This is a genomic window from Bradyrhizobium sp. LTSPM299 (assembly GCF_000938235.1).
In the GTDB taxonomy this organism is placed as follows: domain Bacteria; phylum Pseudomonadota; class Alphaproteobacteria; order Rhizobiales; family Xanthobacteraceae; genus Bradyrhizobium.
In genome coordinates, this window is record NZ_JYMU01000058.1 from 220989 (window position 1) to 240244 (window position 19256).

The window sequence follows — 19256 nt, forward strand, 5'->3', positions numbered from 1 at the left end:
CGGGGTATGACAGCGGTATTGCAGTTACGCCCGCGGCACCGGCGCGCGGCCGATGCTGTCATAGGCAAAGCCGAGCGCGGCCATGTCCTCGGGGCGGTAGATGTTGCGCAGGTCGATCACGACCGGCTGCTTCATCTCGGCCTTCAGCCGCGCGAGATCGAGCGTGCGGTACTGCACCCACTCGGTGACCACGACCATAGCGTCGGCACCCCTCACGCAATCATAGGGGTCGTCGCAATACTCGATGTCGGGCAGTTCCTTGCGGGCCTGCTCCATGCCGACCGGATCATGCGCGCGCACCTTGGCGCCGAGGTCGAGCAGGCCGGTGACCAGCGGGATCGACGGCGCCTCGCGCATGTCATCGGTGTCGGGCTTGAAGGTCAGGCCGAGCACCGCGATGGTCTTGCCGCGCAGGCTGCCGCCGGAGAGGTTCGCGACCTTGCGCGCCATCGCGCGCTTGCGGATGTCGTTGACGCTGAGCACCGCCTCGACGATGCGCAGGTGCACGTCGTTATCCTGCGCAATCTTGATCAGCGCGCGGGTGTCCTTCGGAAAGCAGGAGCCGCCGAAACCCGGGCCCGCATGCAGGAATTTCGAGCCGATGCGGTTGTCGAGGCCGATGCCGCGCGCGACCTCCTGCACGTCGGCGCCGACCTTCTCGGCGAGATCGGCGATCTCGTTGATGAAGGTGATCTTGGTCGCGAGGAACGCATTCGCGGCGTATTTGATCAGCTCGGCGGTGCGCCGCTCGGTGTACATCACCGGCGCCTGGTTGAGCGACAGCGGCCGGTAGACGTCCCCGAGCACCTTGCGTCCGCGCTCGTCCGATGTGCCGACCACGATGCGATCGGGGAATTTGAAGTCGCGGATCGCGGCGCCCTCGCGCAGGAATTCCGGATTGGAAGCGACGACGAATTCGGCCGCGGGATTGGTCTCGCGGATCAGCTGCTCGACCTCGTCGCCGGTGCCGACCGGCACGGTCGATTTGGTGACGACGACGGTGAAGCCCTTCAGGGCTGCGGCGATCTCGCGCGCGGCGCCGTAGACATAGGTCAGGTCGGCGTGACCGTCGCCGCGCCGCGACGGGGTGCCGACCGCGATGAAGACCGCGTCGGCTTCGGCGACAGGCGCCGCCAGATCGGTGGTGAATTCGAGCCGCTTGGCCTTCACATTGGCTGCGACCAGCGCGTCAAGGCCGGGCTCGAAGATCGGGATCTCACCGCGATGCAGCGCTGCGATCTTGCTCGCATCCTTGTCCACGCAGGTCACGTGGTGACCGAAATCTGCAAAGCAGGCGCCCGACACCAGCCCGACATAACCCGTGCCAATCATGGCAATGCGCATGAAACAACCCGCTTCCTATGGTTAACGATCCCAGCGATTCCTGCGCCTCTTAGAGCATTTGCCGGTCAAGGGGAACGTGGAAAAGCGCCGATTCGGCGGCATGTCATTTGTATGAATAAAGAAGAAAGAAACCGATCGGGCCGATGATGCGCCCGCGACCGCCGAAACAGGACAAAGATGACCGCAAACGGCACATCCGCTGCGACAGATCGTTCCGCCGGGACGACGGCCGGGCGTGTCGATTGGGTCGACTATGCCAAGGGCATCTGCATCGTCATGGTCGTGATGATGCATTCGGTACTGGGCGTGGAGAAGGCCGCCGAGCAGACCGGCTTCATGCACTATGTCGTGATGTTCGCCAAACCGTTCCGGATGCCGGATTTCTTCCTGATTTCGGGGCTTTTCCTGTCGGTCGTGATCGATCGCGACTGGCGCACCTATCTCGACCGCAAGGTGATGCACTTCGCCTATTTCTACGTGCTCTGGGTGACGATCCAGTTCGGCTTCAAGGCGCCGTCGCTCGCCGCTGAATCGAGTTGGAGCCAGGTCGGGCTGCTTTATCTGGAATCCTTCATCGAGCCGTTCGGCACGTTGTGGTTCATCTACCTGCTGCCGATCTTCTTCGTCGTCACGAAGCTGACACGCAATATTCACCCGCTCGTCATCTGGCTGATCGCTGCGGCGCTCGAGATGACGCATGTTGCGACCGGCTGGACCGCCATCGACGAGTTCTGCGCGCGCTTCGTCTATTTCTTTACCGGCTACATCGTGGCCAGCTACGTCTTCGCGCTGTCGGACCGCGCGCGGGCGCGGCCCATGTTTGCGCTGCTCGGGCTTGGGCTCTGGGCAGTCATCAATGGCGGCCTTGTCACGCTCGACGTCAGCGAGTGGCCGATCGTCTCGCTGGCGCTGGGCCTTGCGGGTGCCTGCGCGATCATCGTGATCGGCACGCTGCTGGCACGCGCACACTGGCTGAACTTCCTGCGCTTCTGCGGCGAGCACTCGATCGTCATCTATCTCGCGTTCTTCCTGCCGATGGCCGTGACACGGACCGTCCTGCTGCGGTTCGGCCCGATCCACGACATCGGCCTGATCTCGCTGCTCGTGACCGCGGTCGGCGTCGCCGGTGCGCTGCTGATCTGGCGGCTGGCGCTGGCAGCGCGGGCCAATTTCCTGTTCGAGCGACCCGAGGCATTCTGGATTGCCCCCAAAAAGGCAGCGCCCAAGCTGCAGGCGGCCGAGTAAGCCCCGATAGTGCCGGAAGTCACGGCCGGATTCGTTCCGGCACGAGAGAATCCGGCCCATCGAATTTTCTGCATATTGAAATGATTGGATTTTTTGTCCCGAATGTTTCGTCGCGAGCCTTCCGACGAAACAATTCTCCCGCTCACGAAACCATTTTCCACTTTTCGCGCAGACATCCGGAAACGGGCGGTAACTAACAATTCTCCCAACGAACCGCCGCCAAACGGCGAATTGGGAGCCTGTCATGCCGAACGTCATCGCCATCAACGCCGCAGCCGACAAGCACATTGCCGCTGCCCGTGCGACCTCGGATGAGATGCTGCTCGAGAGTATCTCCACGCACGACCGCACCGCGATGCACACGCTCTATGCCCGTCACAATGTCCGGGTCTACCGCTTCGTGCTGCGCATGGTGCGCGACACCACCCTGGCGGAAGATCTGGTGAGCCAGGTGTTCCTGGACGTCTGGCGGACCGCCTCCCAGTTCGAGGGGCGTTCGCAGGTGTCGACCTGGCTGCTGTCGATCGCCCGTTTCAAGGCGCTGACCGCGCTGCGTCAGCGCAAGCATGAGGACATCGACCAGGAGGATGTGCTGGAGATCGCCGACGGTTCCGACACCCCGGAAGCCTCGCTCGATCGCGCCACCACCAGCGAAATCCTGCGCGCCTGCGTCGCCAAGCTGTCGCCGGCCCATCGCGAGATCATCAACCTCGTCTACTACCATGAGAAGTCGGTCGAAGAGGCCGGGCTGATCATCGGCATCCCGCAGAGCACGGTGAAGACCCGGATGTTCTATGCCCGCAAGCAGCTCGCCGACCTCCTCAGGGGCGCCGGCGTGGACAGCGTCGCGGCATAAATCAAACAAATTCAACGCTTTAACGGGAGATCGAGACATCAGGGCAATTGTCCACGAAGCCAAAAAAGTCAGGCGACGAAACAATTGAAACAATCGACGACATCGGCCTGAAAGACTCGATCTCTATACCTTCACTCAACAACGCAACGCCAACCGCCGAACAGGCGCCGGCTAACCAGTTTCTAACCGCTCAAGTTCTAAACCTCCCAAGTTACCTCCAACGACCCGGCCGGGATGCCCCCCAGCCGGGTCGCTTCATATTTGGCGCAGCTTCATGAAGCGGGTCCCATCTCACACAGACGTGTGGGTCCCGTGATCCGGCAGCCGTAACGGCACAAGCCCCAGCGCGAAGAACATCAGGCGTCCCGGTGCGGCCATATGGCGAACCGGGACTCTGATGGACCGACCACGATGCTTAGTCTTGCGCTAGCCCTGCTTGCCGGCGTCGCCACCGTCGCCGCGCCTTGCACCCTGCCGATGCTGCCAATCCTGCTCGGGGTATCGATAGGTCAGACCGGCAAGGCGCGGCCCGCCATGATCGCGCTCGGCTTCGTGATGTCATTCTCTGTTGTGGCGTTGCTGCTGAGCGCGATCACGCGTGCGTTCGATTTCGATCCGAACGTGCTGCGGACCGGCGCTGCCATTTTGCTTGCCGGCTTCGCACTGTTGATGATCTGGCCGGCGCCATTCGAATGGCTTTCGACCCGGATCTCCGGCGCCACCGGCAGCATGGGCAACGCCATCCCGTCGCAGGGCCTGCTCGGCGGCTTCATCCTTGGCAGCACGCTCGGACTGGTCTGGACACCCTGCGCCGGTCCCGTGCTCGGCTCGATCCTGACCATCGTCGCGACATCGAAAGACACGGCATGGGCCAGCCTCCAACTGGTCACCTATGCGATCGGCGCGGCGATTCCGATGCTGGCGATCGCCTATGGCGGCCAGACCATCACGGCTCGCGTCCGCAGCTTTGCTCGCCTGGCGCCGCGCCTGCAACAGGGCTTTGGCGTCCTCATCCTTGGCTTCGCCGCACTGTCCTACCTGCAATACGACACGCTGATCGTGGCGTGGCTGACACGCTTTTATCCCGACGGCCAGATCGGCCTGTGAATCCCAAAAGGAGATATCGATGACCCTGCGCTTGATCGCTGTATCCGCTCTCGTGGCGGGCCTTGGCCTGGGCGGCGCCGTCATCCCCGGCCTCTGCACCGAAGCTGATGCCCCGGCGCGGCCAGTCACGTTCGCAGCGGCCACGACGGCCGCGCAAAGCAAGACCGCCCCCGAGTTCGTCGGCCTCGGCAACTGGTTCAATTCGCCGCCGCTGAAGCTGGCCGACCTGCGGGGCAAGGTCGTGCTGGTGGACTTCTGGACCTATGGCTGCGTCAACTGCGTCAACACGCTGTCGCATGTGACCGAACTCTATTCAAAGTATAGGGATCGCGGCCTCGTCGTGGTCGGCATCCACACCCCGGAGTTCCCGTTCGAGCACTCCGCCAGCAACGTCCAGGCCGCGCTGAAGCGCCACGGCATCCTCTATCCGGTGGCGCAGGACAACAACTCACAGACCTGGAACGCCTACCGCAACCAGTATTGGCCGGCACAGTACATCATCGACCAGAACGGCAAGATCGTGTTCCAGCACGACGGCGAGGGGCAGTACGGAGAGATCGACCGCACCATCGCCCGGCTGCTCAACGCCAGCAGCTAGTTGGACAATCGGACCAGTATTGTCGTCATTCCCGGCATGGTAGGCTCCACGCTGGGAATGCGCGATCCCGTACAAGATCGCGCCGATAATTGACGACGGACGGTGCGTCATGTTCGAAGGTTGGGATGCGGTCGCGCTCGCCCGCGCGCAATTTGCTTTCACGATGTCGTTTCACATCGTGTTTCCCGCGTTCTCGATCGGACTTGCGAGCTATCTCGCGGTGCTGGAGGCGCTGTGGCTTGCGACCGGGCGCGAGGTCTTCATCAACCTGTTCAATTACTGGCTGAAGATTTTCGCGGTCGCGTTCGGCATGGGCGTCGTGTCGGGTATCGTGATGTCCTACCAGTTCGGCACCAACTGGTCGGCTTACGCCGACAAGACCGGCCCCATCATCGGCCCGTTGATGGCCTATGAGGTGCTGACCGCATTCTTCCTCGAGGCGGGGTTCCTCGGCGTGATGCTGTTCGGGATGCAGCGCGTCGGCCCCAGGCTGCATTTCCTCGCAACCCTGATGGTCGCGACCGGCACGCTGATCTCGGCGTTCTGGATCCTGTCAGCCAATTCCTGGATGCAGACCCCGACCGGCTACGCCGTCAATGCCGACGGCCAGTTCGTCGCGGCCAGCTGGCTGAAGGTGATCTTCAATCCGTCGTTTCCCTATCGCCTCGTGCACATGGTGCTGGGGGCCTATCTCACCACCTCGCTCGTGGTCGGCGCGGTCGGCGCCTGGCATCTGCTGCGCGACCAGCATCTCGCCGGCCCGCGCGTGATGTTCTCGATGGCGATGTGGATGGCCACTCTCGTGGCGCCGATCCAGATCCTCGCCGGCGATCAGCACGGCCTCAACACGCTGGAGCATCAGCCGGCCAAGATCATGGCGATGGAAGGCCATTTCGAGAGCCACAAGGACGGTGCGCCGCTGATCTTGTTCGGCCTGCCCAGCATGGCCGAGGCAAAAGTCAAATACGCGGTCGAAATCCCCAAGCTGGGCTCGCTGATCCTCAAACATTCGCCGGACGCGCCGATGGCCGGCCTCGACACCGTGCCGCGCGAAAACTGGCCGCCGGTGCCGATCACCTTCTGGTCGTTCCGCATCATGGTCGGCCTCGGCTTCCTGATCCTGGGGCTCGGCCTGTTCAGCCTGCTGATGCGCTGGCGCGGACGCCTGTATCATTCGCGGCTGCTGCATCTGTTCGCGGTGACGATGGGGCCGGCCGGTTTCATTGCGGTGCTGGCGGGCTGGATCACCACCGAGACCGGGCGGCAGCCGTTCACCGTCTACGGCTTGCTGCGAACCGCTGACTCCGCCTCGCCGCTGGCCGCGCCCGCAGTCGGCTCTTCGCTGATCGCCTTCATCATCGTCTATTTCGCCGTGTTCACCGCGGGCGTGATCTACATCCTGCGGCTGATGGCGCAACCGCCGCATCAGGGTGAGCAGGGCCCGTCACGCGACGTGCCCGCGCGGGCTGCCGGCATCACGCCGGCGGCGGGCGCTGCCGTGGAGGGCGCGCGATGAGCTTCGACCTCGCCACGCTCTGGGCCTTCATCATCGCCTTTGCCGTGTTCGTCTATGTCGTGATGGACGGCTTCGATCTCGGCCTCGGCATCCTGTTCCCGCTGTTCCCGCAGAAGGCCGATCGCGACGTCATCATGAACAGCGTCGCGCCGGTGTGGGACGGCAACGAGACCTGGCTGGTGCTCGGCGGCGGCGGCATGATGGCGGCGTTTCCGCTGGCCTATGCGGTGCTGATGCCGGCGCTCTACACGCCTGTCATCGCGATGCTGCTGGGACTGGTGTTCCGCGGCGTCGCCTTCGAATTCCGCTGGCGGACGCAGAAGGAACGCAACAAGTGGGATATCGCCTTTGCCGGCGGCTCGCTGCTCGCGGCGCTGGCTCAGGGCATTGCGCTCGGCGCCGTCCTGCGGGGCATCCATGTCGAGGGTCGCCATTATGCCGGCGGCTGGTGGGACTGGCTGACGCCGTTCAGCATCTTGACCGGCCTGGCGCTCGTCACCGGCTATGCGCTGTTGGGGGCGACCTGGCTCGTGATGAAGACCGACGGCGAATTGCGCGACCGCGCCTATCATTTGAGCTGGGTGCTGCTGATCGCGATGCTGGCCGCGATCGGCCTTGTCAGCATCGCGACACCGTTCCTGCATGTGCAATACACACATCGCTGGTTCACCTGGCCGAACATCATCCTGACCGCGCCGGTGCCGATCGCGGTCGCCGCCGTCGCCGCGCTGCTGCTGCGCGCGCTCTCCAACAGATACGATTACCAGCCGTTCTTCCTGACGCTGGCATTGTTCGCGCTGTCCTATGCCGGGCTCGGCATCAGCATGTATCCGTTCATCGTGCCGCAGAGCATCACGATCTGGCAGGCGGCAGCACCCGAGAACAGCCAGATCTTCATGCTGTTCGGGGTCTCGGTGCTGATCCCACTGATCCTCGGCTACACCGCCTGGGCCTATTGGGTGTTCCGCGGCAAGGTGCAGCCCGGGCACGGCTATCACTGATGCGGTCAGACCCGAATCCACGCCCGCTCGGCCAACGCCTGCTGTGGTTCGCGGCGCTCTGGCTCGGCGGCGTCGGCACGGTCGCCCTGATTTCCTTTGCCTTGCGACTCTGGATTGCGCCGAAATGAGCAGTTCGGCGCAGCAGCCTCTTCACGAGCGACGAAAAACAGAGGTATTACAGCTAGATATCGACACACCGCCCTAAACTTGCCATCAAGCTGTCGCTGAGATTTGATACTATCGCGATCTGGGTGGAGCAACCACTTGGCCGCGACCACAAGGAGAGCTTTGCATGACGAAACTTCGTCACCTGGTCTGGATGTCGATCGCCACGGTCGCCCTGGCGCTGTCGACATCGCAGGGCTTTGCGCAGAGCCGTCCCGATGTCGACGAGCCCGGCCTGATCGCCGACGAGAGCTACCAGCTCGATCCGGAATGGCAGAAACAGGTGGTTTACTACCGGAGCAACGAGCAGCCCGGCACCATCATCATCTCAACCGCCGAACGCCACCTCTACCTCGTGCAGGGCAATGGCCGCGCGCTCCGCTACGGCATCGGCGTTGGCCGCGACGGTTTTCAGTGGCAGGGGCTGGTGAACATCACCCGCAAGGCGGAGTGGCCGGACTGGACGCCGCCGCCGGAAATGATCGCCCGCCAGCCTTACCTGCCGCGCTTCATGGCCGGCGGCCCCGGCAATCCGCTCGGCGCGCGCGCGATGTATCTGGGCAGCACGGTCTACCGCATCCACGGCACCAACCAGCCTGATACGATCGGCACCGCCATCTCCTCCGGTTGCTTCCGCCTGGTCAACAATGACGTCGCCGACCTCTACAGCCGCGTTCCCGTCGGCACCAAGGTGATCATCCGGCAGAAGCCCGAACTGTAGACCTCCAGCAGCTTTCGATACCCGCCCCGTTTTTTCCCGATCATTCGCGAGAGAGAATCCATGCGTACATTTCGAGGCGGCCTGACGATCGGGCTCGCGGTCGCTGTGCTGGTTGCGGCCGCCGCCATCACCTATGAACGTTACGACACGCGCACACTGAAGCGCACCATCCGCCGCGGCGAGGTGCTGTGCGGTGTCAACAAGGGCCTGCCGGGCTTCTCGAATCCCGACGACAAGGGCAACTGGACCGGCTTCGACGTCGACTTCTGCCGCGCGGTGGCATCGGCGATTTTCGACGATCCGTCGAAGGCGAAGTTCGTCCCGCTCGATGCCAGCGAGCGCTTCAAGGAATTGCAGAACCGCAAGGTCGACATCCTGTCGCGCAACTCCACCTGGAGCATGTCGCGCGAGACCAATTACGACCTGTATTTCCCGGCGGTCGCCTATTATGACGGCCAGGGCTTCATGCTGCCGCGCGCGCGCAACGTCGATTCTGCGCTCAACCTCGACGGCAGCAAGGTCTGCGTGCAGGGCAACACCACGACGCAGCTCAACCTTGCCGACTATTTCCGTGCCAACAACATGAAGTACACGGAGATGAAGTTCGACAAGCTCGAGGACGTCGTGAAGGCCTATGATTCCGGCCAGTGCGACACGCTGACGTCGGATGCCTCGCAGCTCTATGCGCTGCGGCTCAACCTCTCCAAGCCGAACGATCACGTCATCCTGGCCGACATCATTTCGAAGGAACCGCTGGCGCCTGTGGTGCGGCTGCGTGACGACGACTGGATGATGATTGTGAAGTGGACGCTCTACGCCATGATCAACGCCGAGGAGCTCGGCGTCACCTCGAAGAACATCGACGAGGCGCTGAAGTCGAAGAAGCCGGAAGTGATGCGGCTGGTCGGCACCGAGGGCAGCTATGGCGAAGACCTTGGCCTGACCAAGGACTGGGCGGTGCGAATCATCAAGCATGTCGGCAATTACGGCGAGGTCTATGAGCGCAACGTCGGCAGCGGCTCGCAGCTGAAGATTCCGCGCGGCATGAACCAGCTCTGGAACGCCGGCGGCGTCCAGTACGCGCCGCCGATCAGGTAAGCATCGCGGCCTAAATCGCCGCTATCGCCTCGTGCTCAACTGTCGTCACCCGCGAAGGCGGGTGATCCAGTACGCCGCGACTTATCTGCTCAAGCACAACCGTCTCTGGAATACTGGGCCCGGTCAAGCCGGGCGATGACAGCGGTTATGCGGCGACGCCGGCGCGCTCAATACCCCTTCCCCTGCGCCAGCTGGTCGGCGTGGAAATTGCTGTCGCCGAACAGCTCCTGGCAGACCCGGGCACGCTTCATGAAGAAGCCGATGTCGAACTGGTCGGTCATGCCCATGCCGCCGTGCATCTGCACGCCTTCCTGCACGGCCTGCGTCGCGGTGGTGCCGGCGCGGGCTTTGGCAACGGCCACTGCGGTAGCAGCCTTGTCGATGTTGGCATCGAGCGCCTGCAGCGCCTTCAGCACTGCGGCGCGGGTGATCTCGATCTCGATATAGAGCCCTGCTGCGCGGTGCTGCAGCGCCTGGAACTCGCCGATCGGCTTGCCGAACTGCTTGCGCTCCTTCAGATAGGTGACGGTGCGGCCGAACACCTCTTCGCTGAGGCCGACCATTTCGGAGGCCACCGCGCCGCGACCGATATTGAGCACGCCGTCGAGCAACGCAAAACCCTGGTCGACTTCGCCAAGCACGCTGTCGGCGTTGACCTCGACATTGTCGAACACAATGCGCGCCGCATTGTGCGAATCGACCATCGCGGTGCGCTCGACAGCAAGGCCCTTTGACTTCGGATCGACCAGGAACAGCGTCAGCCCGTTCTTGTCGCCGGCGCTGCCCGCGCTGCGCGCGGCGACGATCAGGAGATCGGCGGTGTGCCCATCGACCACGAACGCCTTGTCGCCGGAGAGCTTGAACCCGTTGCCGGAGCGTGTGGCCTGCAGCGCAGTCTGCAGCGGGCGATGCTTTGCGCCCTCGTCGATCGCAAGCGCCGCCAGCAGCGAACCATCGGAAATCTTCGGCAGATACTGCGCCTTCTGTGCCTCACTGCCGCCCCGCGACAGCGCCGATGCCGCGAGCACCGAGGTCGCCAGGAACGGCGACGGCATCAGGGTGCGGCCGATCTCCTCCATGACAATACCCGCCTCGACGCAGCCAAGCCCGCTGCCGCCGAACTGTTCGGGCACCAGCAGGCCGGAGAAGCCCATCTCGGCAAAGGTCTTCCAGAGTTCGCGGGAGAAGCCGATGGCATCCTTGTTGTCGCGCAGATGGCGCAGATGCGACACCGGCGCCTTGTCGCTGATGAGACCGCGCGCACTGTCGCGCAGCATGGATTGTTCTTCGGTGAGGACGAGGGTCATTAAGAATCCGATCTAACGTTCTAAGCGGGAATTTCCGAGTTCGTCATTCCGGGGCGCGTCGCAGACGCGAACCCGGAATGACGGCAAGTCGCTATGCGCCCGGCAAATCGAGAATCCGCTTGGCGACGATGCCGAGCATCACCTCCGAAGTGCCGCCCTCGATCGAGTTGGCCTTGGTGCGCAGCCAGGCGCGCGGCCGGGCGCCGCCCCTGGAGCGCTCGCTGTCCCATTCCAGCGCATCGATGCCGCCGGCCGACATCAGGATCTCGTAGCGGCGCTTGTTGAGCTCGGTGCCGTAATATTTCATCGCCGACGAGAATGCCGGATGCGATTGCCCGGCCTTGGCGAGATCGACCGCGCGCTCGGCAGCCGCAGCAAGCGCGGCCTCATCGACCTCGAAGCTCGCGATCTGGCTGCGCAGCTGCGCATCGTCAAGCTTGCCTTGCGCGTCGGCGCCAACCGAGTCGGCGGCGATCTGACCGAGCGGACGACCGACGCCGCGCTCGCCCATGCCCGAGATCATCGCGCGCTCATGCTGCAGCAGATATTTCGCGACGTCCCAGCCGCGATTGACGGTACCCAGGACATGCGACTTCGGTACGCGCACATTGTCGAAGAAGGTTTCGCAAAACGGCGAATAGCCCGAGATCAAAAGGATCGGCTTTGTCGACACGCCCTTCGACGCCATGTCGAACAGGATGAAGCTGATGCCATCATGCTTCTTCGCTGCGGAATCGGTCCGCACCAGGCAGAAGATCCAGTCCGCATAGTTCGCATACGACGTCCAGATCTTCTGGCCGTTGATGATGTAGTCGTCGCCGTCGCTCTCGGCGCGGGTCTGCAGCGAGGCAAGGTCGGAGCCGGCGTTCGGCTCGGAATAGCCCTGGCACCAGCGGATCAGGCCCGCGGTGATCTTTGGCAGATGCTCCTTCTTCTGCTCCTCGGTGCCGTATTTCAACAGCGCCGGCCCGAGCATGGAGATGCCGAACGAGGTCAGCGGCGTCCGCGCGCCGATAACAGCCATTTCCTGGCGCACGATCTTGGCCTCCTCGCCGTCGAGGCCCCCACCGCCATATTCCTTTGGCCAGTGCGGCACGGTCCAGCCCTTGTCGCGCATGCGCTCGAACCAGACGCGCTGCGCGTCAGAGGAGAATTTCGTGTTGCGGCCGCCCCAGAATGTATCGCCATCCGAGGTCATCGGCTTGCGCATTTCCGGCGGGCAATTTTGCTCCAGCCAGGCGCGGGTCTCACTGCGGAATGTCTCGAGGTCTGCCATGGTGCGTTTCCGGTCGAATTCGATGAATTGGAATCGACCTTAGCCAGCGCATCGTGGAATTCAATATGTCTTGCGGCCGCGCCATGCTCTGGCGTCGGTGGTCTCCTCGCGCGATCGGGTGTATCGGCGAGACCGGTAGCACTTGAAAACCCAGAGGAAACGGACATGCGGCTGAAACTGCTTTCGCCTGGCGAAATGACCGCCGCCCAAAAAGAAACCTACGACGAGTCGATCTCGGGCAAGCGCGGCGCCCCGCCGGCGCCGATGATGGCCTGGCTCAACAGCCCGGAGGTGGCCCGGCATGCCACCCGCCTCGGCGAGGTGCTGCGTTTCGACACGATTTTTCCGCCGAAACTCTCCGAGATCGCGATCCTCGTCACCGCCCGGCACTGGACCGCGCATTACGAATGGTATGCCCACAAGCGGCTGGCGCTGAAGGGCGGCATGGACCCGAAGATCATCGAGGACATCCGCGTGCGCCGGATCCCGACCTTCGACGATCCCAAGGCCAGGATGATCTACGAGGTCGCCAAGTCGCTGCATGAGGGCCACGGCGTGGCGAAGCCGCTGTATGACGAGGCGGTCGAGCTGCTGAGCCTGCGTGGCGTCGTCGAGATTATCGGGTTGTGCGGCTACTACACCATGGTGTCGATGACGCTGAACACCTTTGAATTCGAGCTGCCGGGCGGCGAATTGTCGGAATTGTCTTAAGGCTGCTTCCCGAGCGAGCAGCGCCTCAGGAAACACTGGGTTTCAGGATCGGCCGCTGCTGGTTCGGTGAATGCGGACTATATCTGCTGCAACGCCTTCCCACCGGCTCGCCGGTACCAGACGCAACGGAGCCACGACATGTCGCAAAATCCCCCCATCATCGCGGGCACACGGATCGGTCATGTCCATCTCAAGGTCGCCGATCTCGAGCGCGCGCTCGGCTTCTATTGCGGGGTGCTCGGCTTCGAGCTGCAGCAACGCATGGGCCCTGCTGCCGCCTTCATCTCGGCCGGCGGCTATCACCACCACATCGGGCTCAACACCTGGGAGAGCAAAGGCGGCCATCCGCCGCCATCAGGCACCACCGGCCTGTTCCACACCGCCATTCTCTATCCGACCCGCCCGGCCCTCGCCGACGCGCTGCACCGCGTGCGCTCCGCCGGCATCCCACTCGACGGCGCCAGCGACCACGGCGTCAGCCAGGCGCTGTACCTGCGCGACCCTGACGAGAACGGCGTCGAACTCTATTGGGACCGGCCCGAGGCGGAATGGCCGCGCACGGCGGACGGCAAGCTTGCGATGTTCACCAGCAGGCTGGATCTGGATGATCTGCTGAAGCAGCGGCAGGCCTGAGCTTACTTTCTGCCGCGGATCATGATCACCACAGCCGCGATCAATTCGAGGCCAATGCAGCCATAGAACGGCAGCGTGTAGCCGCCGGACAGATCGTGGAGCAGCCCGATCACGCCGGGACCGAAGGCATAGGTGATCTGGTTGATCGCCGTGATCAGGCTGACCAGCACGCCGAACGAACGCGGATCGAATTCGCGCTGCACGATCAGCGCAGGCAATGTGATCAGATTGCCGACGGAGAAGCCGAACAGCCCACAGGCCGCGATCATCACGACATCATTGTGCACGTTGATGACGACCACTAGTGCAATCGCCTGGCTGACAAAGGACAGCGCCGATGCCAGCCGCTGATTGAGCCGGTCGATCACGAACGAGAACGAGACCCGGCCGACCACGGCCATTGCCGTCAACAGCGCCATCGCCACCGTTGCACGCTCGCGCCCGATCACCTGGTCGAGGAACGAGATCAGGTGAACGATGAAGCCGACCTGGGCGAACAGCACCAGCGCGAACGCGACAGAAACCGACAGGAAGCTGATATCGCGCAGCGCCCGCGCGCGAACCTGCGTTGCCGACGGTGCGTCCGCCGAGGCTGCCGTGACGGCATGGAGGTGGACCGGCGGCCGCCCAACGAAGATCAAGATCACCGGCACCATCAGCACGATCAGCAGCACAGCCGCGGCCGTCATCGCGCCTGAGAAGCCGAAAGCGCCGATACCCGCGACCAGCAAGGGCACGCCGACGATGCCGCCAAAGCTCGCGCCGTTCAGCGCCAGGCTGATCGCCATGCCGCGCTTCTTGTCGAACCACAGGCCGAGCGTGTTGGTGATGATGCCGAGGCTGGTGCCAGCCCAGCCGAACGCCAGCACCGCATTGGCAAGATAAAGCTGCCAGGGCTCGCGCACCTCGCCGATCGCGACCGCAGCCGCCGCCAGCGCGAAAGTGCCGGCGACCAGGCAGTTGCGCGGACCGAACGCCCGGATCGCCTCGCTGACGAAGGCCACCAGCGCGGCGCCGAACAGATAGAAGAACGTCGTGCCGGACGAGATCAGCGACGCCGGCCAGCCGTGCTGTCGCTGCAATTCGGCGACATAAACGCTCTGCCCGTAGAAGCCGAGCCCCCAGCCGAAGGTCGCGAGCAGGAAGCAGACCGCGACGATGCGCCAGCCGTCATAACGAAGCGCGGATTCATCAGGCGTGGCGTATGAGGATGCGTCCATTTTTTCTTGCTCTTGCTTCTCACATCGTCATGACAGGAATTGTCTGGCCTGACGATGTAAATAGCGACGCAAGCCGATCATTTCGATGCAGATCGAACTGTCAGCAATTGGCAGCAGCTGATCAGATGCTCGGATCGGGAATTTCATCCACCGCGCGCAATTTCGCTCGCCGCTTGGCGAATGACGCCAGTGAAAGCACGGCAAGACCGAGCAGCACCGGCGGAAACACCACCATGTTGACGGCGTTCCAGCCGTAATGCGCGAGCAATTGGCCGGAGGAAAACGAGCCGATCGCCATCATGCCGAAGACGAGAAAATCGTTGAAGGCCTGCACCTTGTTGCGCTCCTGTGGCCGGTGCGTTTCCAGCACCAGCGCAGAGGCGCCGACGAAAGCGAAATTCCAGCCCACCCCGAGCACGATCAACGTTGCCCAGAAGTGCAGCGCAGTGATGCCGCACAGCCCGATCGTCGCGGCAACGGCCTCCAGCGCAAGCCCGAGGGCTACGATCGCGGGCGCGCCGAACCGCGCGATCAGCGAGCCGGTGAAGAAGCTCGGGCCATACATCGCCACGATATGCCACTGAATGCCGAAATTGGAATCGCTCACAGTCAGCCCGCACATTTTCATGGCGAGCGGCGCCGAGGTCATCACCAGGTTCATCATGGGATAGGCGATCACGCCGCACAGCGCAGCCGCGATGAAACGCGGGTGCTTCGCGATCTCGAACAGCGGACGGCCGCCATGCAGGTCCGCGGCCGCGGGCTTCGGCGCAACGACGCCTGACAACACCGCCATCGCAACCATTGCGACCAGCGCCTGCACCACGAAGGAGAAGGCGAACAGATAGGGCGACCAGATGTCCATGGTCCACTGCACGAGCTGCGGCCCGAGCACGCCGGCGAACACGCCGCCTGCCATCACCCATGACACCGCCTTGGGGCGAAACGCGGTGCTGGCGCCATCGGCCGCCGCAAAGCGATAGGATTGCGACACCGCGCCATAAAGACCGCCGAGGAAGGTTGCGCCGCAGAACAGCCAGAACGACGAGTGAAGGATCGCCCAGGCGCCGAGCGCGCCGGTCAGCGTGCCGCAGAAGGTGCCGATGATGAAGGCGACGCGCCGGCCGTAAGCGCGCGAGATCGCGCCGGTCGGCAGCGTGCCGGCGGCCAAGCCCAGCACATACATCGAGAGCGGCACCGTCGCGAGCGAGATGTCAGGCGCCAGCGTCGAGCCGACGATCGAGCCGGTGGCGAAGATCACGGCCGAATTGGCGCCGGTCAGCGCCTGCGCCGCGGCGAGCCGCAGCACATTGCCACGCGCCCGCGCGTCGTTGGCCGTCTCGTCCAAAGCTGTCACGTCGATCATCAGCATTTCCGCCCGGAAGGCCCCGGCGGGAGCCTGTTATGTGCTTTTGTGAACGGCACTATGGAGAGCGCGTGCGAAGCGATCAACCGACGGGAACGGACATACGCCATGCGGAAGGCGCAGGCTGTCGACTGCGTCTTTCACGCTGCGCTCACCACCATCGTCATTCCGGGGCTCGCGAAGCGAGAGCTATGATGCGCAATTGCGCATCTGAGAATCCATTCATCCATGTAGCATGCGGGCCAATGGATTCCGGGCCCGCGCCAAGGGGCGCGTCCCGGAATGACGAGCGGTGGGAAGCGACGATCCTAGCGCGGCGGCTTCTTGCCTGGGCGTTTCTCGGCGCGCAACGCGCCGGTCTTGTGGACCTTGGAACGCGGCGCGACCGGGGCGCCGCGCGGAAATCCGCCGGGCCATTCGAGCGCAAGCGTGCTGGCGAAGCCGAAAAAGCTGGAGCGGCTCATGCCGAGCTCGGCGGCGCGCTTGTCGATCCGCGCGATTAGGCTTTTCGGCAGATAGACATTCACCCGCTCGGACGGATCGGGCGGATCCACGCCAACGATAAAGTAGGCCGCAACGTCGGAGCCCTTGGGCGGCACGATGCGCTCGATCGGCGTCGGCTCCGGCAGCGGCTTGCCTTGCTCGGCCCAGCCATCCACCGCCTGCGCCAGTGCATGCTCGGCGCGTTCAATTGCCTCTTCCTGCGATTTGCCGCCCGCCACGCAGCCCGGAAAGTCGGGAAACCATGCGCCGAACGCGCCCCGCGGGCCGCGCTCGAGCACTGCCGGATAAAGCCGCCTCTTCATTCTGGCCTCCCTGGATGAAGTATGCTATTTGACACACAACGGTGTGTCAAATCACACATTGATGGTAGAGGGCAAACCGGACCCGCAAGCCGAACTCCGCATCATCCGCGCGGCCGCAATGGACAGTGCGTGCGCACCCGCGTACATCGAGCCTTCCATCTCATCGTCCACGGAGCCAACACTGTGTCCCTCGACGAAAGGCCGACCCTCGCCGCCCCCGATGACGATCCTTATCTCTGGCTGGAAGACATCGAAGGCGAACGCGCACTCGATTTCGTCGAGCGGCAGAATCAGCGCACGCTGGATAAATTCGGCGGACCGCGTTTCGAGCGGGATCGCGACGCGCTGACGGCGATTTACGACCGGCCGGACAATATTCCCTACGTCACACGCCGCGGCGGGTTGCTCTACAATGTCTGGAAGGACGCGACGAATCCGCGCGGCCTCTGGCGACGGACGACGCTCGAAGAGTTTCGCAAGCCACATCCGGACTGGGAAATCCTGCTGGATATCGACAAGCTTGCCGCCGAGGAAGCCAAGGACTGGCTGCTGGGCTGGACGCACGCGCCACCTGAAGCTGCTTCGCGCGCGATCGTGGGACTGTCGCGCGGCGGCAGCGACGCCACCACGCTGCGCGAGTTCGACCTGGACACAAAGCGCTTCGTCGCCGACGGATTTGTGCTTCCGGAAGCAAAAGGCGGCGCCGAATGGACCGATGCCGATACGCTGCTGCTGTCGAGCGCGGGGGGCGGAGGCTTGGTCACGTCCTCGGGCTACGCCCGCACCGTGAGGCGTTGGCACCGCGGTGAGGCTGTCGAGCAGGCTCCGGTGATTTTCGAAGTGCCCGCCGATCATATGGCGGCATATTGCAGCGGCGATCGAACGGGGGCCATCCCCCGCGTCTGGTTCATCGATCAGATCGACTTCTTCAATTTCCAGGGCTGGCTGGGTGACGAGACCGGCGCAAAGACGAAGCTCGATCTGCCGACCGATGTCTTGTTCGAAGCGCAGCAGGACTGGTTGGCGGTCAAGCTCCGCTCGGCATGGACGGTGGCGGGGACGACCTACGCAGTGGACTCCGTGCTCGGCATATCGCTGTCGGCCTTTCTCGCAGGCGATCGCCGTTTCACGGTCGTGTTCGAACCGGGCGCGCGGCGCGCGCTGCAAGGATTTTTCTGGACCGCCGGCGAACTGGTGCTGTCGATTCTGGATGAGTTGCGACCGGTTTTCGAGGTCTGCACGCCCACGGCAAATGACTGGACACGACGAAGGCTGCAAGGGCTTCCCGGGATCGGGGTCGTCGATGTCTGGCGCCTTGACCGGCACGAGTCCGAAAGCAACGGCGACCTGCTCGCCAACGTGCAGGACCCGCTGACCCCACCTTCGCTGATGCTGATCGAGGGCGTTGCAAGTCCTGCGCTGCTCAAGCAGGCGCCGCGAACGTTCAACGCCGACGGGCTCGTGGTCACTCAGCACGAGGCGATCTCGGTCGATGGCGAACGGATCCCCTATGTGCAGACCGGACCAGCGACCGAAACCGGCGATGCGCCGGTGCACATGACCGCCTATGGCGGCTTCGGGCTCTCGGTGAAGCCCAACTATAGCTCAGCGCTCGGCAAGCTGTGGCTGGAACGCGGTGGCACCACGGTCCAGGCCAACATCCGCGGCGGCGGCGAGTTTGGAACGCGCTGGCACGACGCCGGACGCTATGCCGGCAAACGGCTGGCGCATGACGACTTCGCTGCGGTCGCTGCCGATCTGGTCAGGCGCGGCGTCACGCGCGCGAGCCGGATTGCCGCGGAAGGCGGATCGAATGGCGGCATCCTGATCACCAATATGCTGACGCGCTACCCTGAAAGTTTCGGCGCTCTGCTCTGCACGATTCCGCTGATCGACATGCGCCGCTACACAAGACTTCTGGCTGGCGCGAGCTGGATTGCCGAATACGGCGATCCCGACAAGCCGGAGGAATGGGCCTGGCTGCAAACTTACTCCGCCTATCACACCGCGAAGGTCGGGCAGCCCTATCCGCCGATCCTGATTGCCACCACAAAGCGCGACGACCGCGTTCATCCCGGCCACGCGCGCAAGATGACGGCCAAGCTGCAAGCGATGGGCTACGAGACCTATCTCTACGAACCGGCAGCCGGAGGCCATGGCTACGGCAAGGACAACAAGGAGCGCGCCGCCTTCATCGCGCTCGGCTACACCTTCCTGAAGGACAAGATCGGATGGGCCGATACCGAGGCCTGAGCGCAGGATTCTTGTTTTGACGCGCTTTCTTCA

Annotated in this window: 18 protein-coding genes; 12 read left to right on the forward strand and 6 right to left on the reverse strand. The window is 63.7% G+C overall.

Annotated elements, in window-relative coordinates; all coding sequences use genetic code 11:
• Positions 1-24: 24 nt before the first annotated feature.
• Complete coding sequence (locus UP10_RS30110) at positions 25-1344, reverse strand: UDP-glucose dehydrogenase family protein (RefSeq protein ID WP_044590804.1); 1320 nt, start codon at positions 1342-1344, stop codon at positions 25-27.
• Between the two features lie 177 nt (positions 1345-1521).
• Between UP10_RS30110 and UP10_RS30115 the strand changes: the two genes are divergently transcribed.
• The 9 genes from UP10_RS30115 to UP10_RS30150 all read left to right on the forward strand — a co-directional run bounded on the left by UP10_RS30115 (position 1522) and on the right by UP10_RS30150 (position 9651).
• Positions 1522-2589: an acyltransferase family protein gene (locus UP10_RS30115; RefSeq protein ID WP_044590805.1), complete on the forward strand. Its 1068-nt coding sequence runs from the start codon at positions 1522-1524 to the stop codon at positions 2587-2589.
• Positions 2590-2833: 244 nt separating this feature from the next.
• Positions 2834-3445 (forward strand): sigma-70 family RNA polymerase sigma factor, encoded by a 612-nt coding sequence (locus UP10_RS30120; RefSeq protein WP_044590806.1) that lies wholly within the window; start codon positions 2834-2836, stop codon positions 3443-3445.
• Positions 3446-3856: 411 nt separating this feature from the next.
• Complete coding sequence (locus UP10_RS30125) at positions 3857-4552, forward strand: cytochrome c biogenesis CcdA family protein (RefSeq protein ID WP_044590891.1); 696 nt, start codon at positions 3857-3859, stop codon at positions 4550-4552.
• 19 nt (positions 4553-4571) lie between these two features.
• Complete coding sequence (locus UP10_RS30130) at positions 4572-5150, forward strand: thioredoxin family protein (protein ID WP_044590807.1); 579 nt, start codon at positions 4572-4574, stop codon at positions 5148-5150.
• Positions 5151-5259: 109 nt separating this feature from the next.
• Positions 5260-6666, forward strand: coding sequence for a cytochrome ubiquinol oxidase subunit I (locus tag UP10_RS30135; RefSeq protein ID WP_044590808.1), 1407 nt, complete (start codon positions 5260-5262; stop codon positions 6664-6666).
• Positions 6663-7667: a cytochrome d ubiquinol oxidase subunit II gene (gene cydB, locus UP10_RS30140; RefSeq protein ID WP_044590809.1), complete on the forward strand. Its 1005-nt coding sequence runs from the start codon at positions 6663-6665 to the stop codon at positions 7665-7667. Before UP10_RS30135 ends, cydB begins: the two co-directional genes overlap by 4 nt.
• Positions 7667-7795: a DUF2474 domain-containing protein gene (locus tag UP10_RS44645; protein WP_156180342.1), complete on the forward strand. Its 129-nt coding sequence runs from the start codon at positions 7667-7669 to the stop codon at positions 7793-7795. Before cydB ends, UP10_RS44645 begins: the two co-directional genes overlap by 1 nt.
• Positions 7796-7959: 164 nt before the next feature.
• Positions 7960-8553, forward strand: coding sequence for a L,D-transpeptidase (locus UP10_RS30145; RefSeq protein ID WP_044590810.1), 594 nt, complete (start codon positions 7960-7962; stop codon positions 8551-8553).
• A 60-nt stretch (positions 8554-8613) separates the two neighbouring features.
• Positions 8614-9651, forward strand: a complete 1038-nt coding sequence (locus UP10_RS30150; protein ID WP_044590811.1) for an amino acid ABC transporter substrate-binding protein — start codon at positions 8614-8616, stop codon at positions 9649-9651.
• Positions 9652-9818: 167 nt separating this feature from the next.
• Here UP10_RS30150 and UP10_RS30155 read toward each other — a convergent pair whose 3' ends face one another.
• Together UP10_RS30155 and UP10_RS30160 are read right to left on the reverse strand one after the other, a co-directional pair.
• On the reverse strand, positions 9819-10958 hold the full coding sequence (locus tag UP10_RS30155) for an acyl-CoA dehydrogenase family protein (protein ID WP_044590812.1): 1140 nt from the start codon (positions 10956-10958) through the stop codon (positions 9819-9821).
• 91 nt (positions 10959-11049) lie between these two features.
• The gene (locus tag UP10_RS30160; protein WP_044590813.1) at positions 11050-12234 is read right to left on the reverse strand and encodes an acyl-CoA dehydrogenase family protein; all 1185 of its coding nucleotides are present in this window, start codon (positions 12232-12234) and stop codon (positions 11050-11052) included.
• A 165-nt stretch (positions 12235-12399) separates the two neighbouring features.
• Between UP10_RS30160 and UP10_RS30165 the strand changes: the two genes are divergently transcribed.
• Positions 12400-12945: a carboxymuconolactone decarboxylase family protein gene (locus UP10_RS30165; protein ID WP_044590814.1), complete on the forward strand. Its 546-nt coding sequence runs from the start codon at positions 12400-12402 to the stop codon at positions 12943-12945.
• A 138-nt stretch (positions 12946-13083) separates the two neighbouring features.
• A complete protein-coding gene (locus UP10_RS30170) occupies positions 13084-13578 on the forward strand; it encodes a VOC family protein (protein WP_044590815.1) in 495 nt (164 codons plus the stop codon).
• A gap of 2 nt (positions 13579-13580) precedes the next feature.
• Here the strand turns inward: UP10_RS30170 and UP10_RS30175 are convergent, their stop codons facing one another.
• The 3 genes from UP10_RS30175 to UP10_RS30185 all read right to left on the reverse strand — a co-directional run bounded on the left by UP10_RS30175 (position 13581) and on the right by UP10_RS30185 (position 16970).
• Positions 13581-14798, reverse strand: coding sequence for an MFS transporter (locus UP10_RS30175; protein WP_044590816.1), 1218 nt, complete (start codon positions 14796-14798; stop codon positions 13581-13583).
• 121 nt (positions 14799-14919) lie between these two features.
• On the reverse strand, positions 14920-16164 hold the full coding sequence (locus UP10_RS30180; protein ID WP_044590892.1) for an MFS transporter: 1245 nt from the start codon (positions 16162-16164) through the stop codon (positions 14920-14922).
• Positions 16165-16472: 308 nt separating this feature from the next.
• Positions 16473-16970, reverse strand: a complete 498-nt coding sequence (locus tag UP10_RS30185; protein WP_044590817.1) for a type II toxin-antitoxin system HicB family antitoxin — start codon at positions 16968-16970, stop codon at positions 16473-16475.
• 183 nt (positions 16971-17153) lie between these two features.
• Between UP10_RS30185 and UP10_RS30190 the strand changes: the two genes are divergently transcribed.
• Positions 17154-19223 carry a prolyl oligopeptidase family serine peptidase gene (locus UP10_RS30190; RefSeq protein ID WP_044590818.1) on the forward strand — a complete coding sequence of 690 codons (2070 nt, stop codon included), beginning with the start codon at positions 17154-17156 and terminating at the stop codon, positions 19221-19223.
• Positions 19224-19256: the final 33 nt, after the last annotated feature.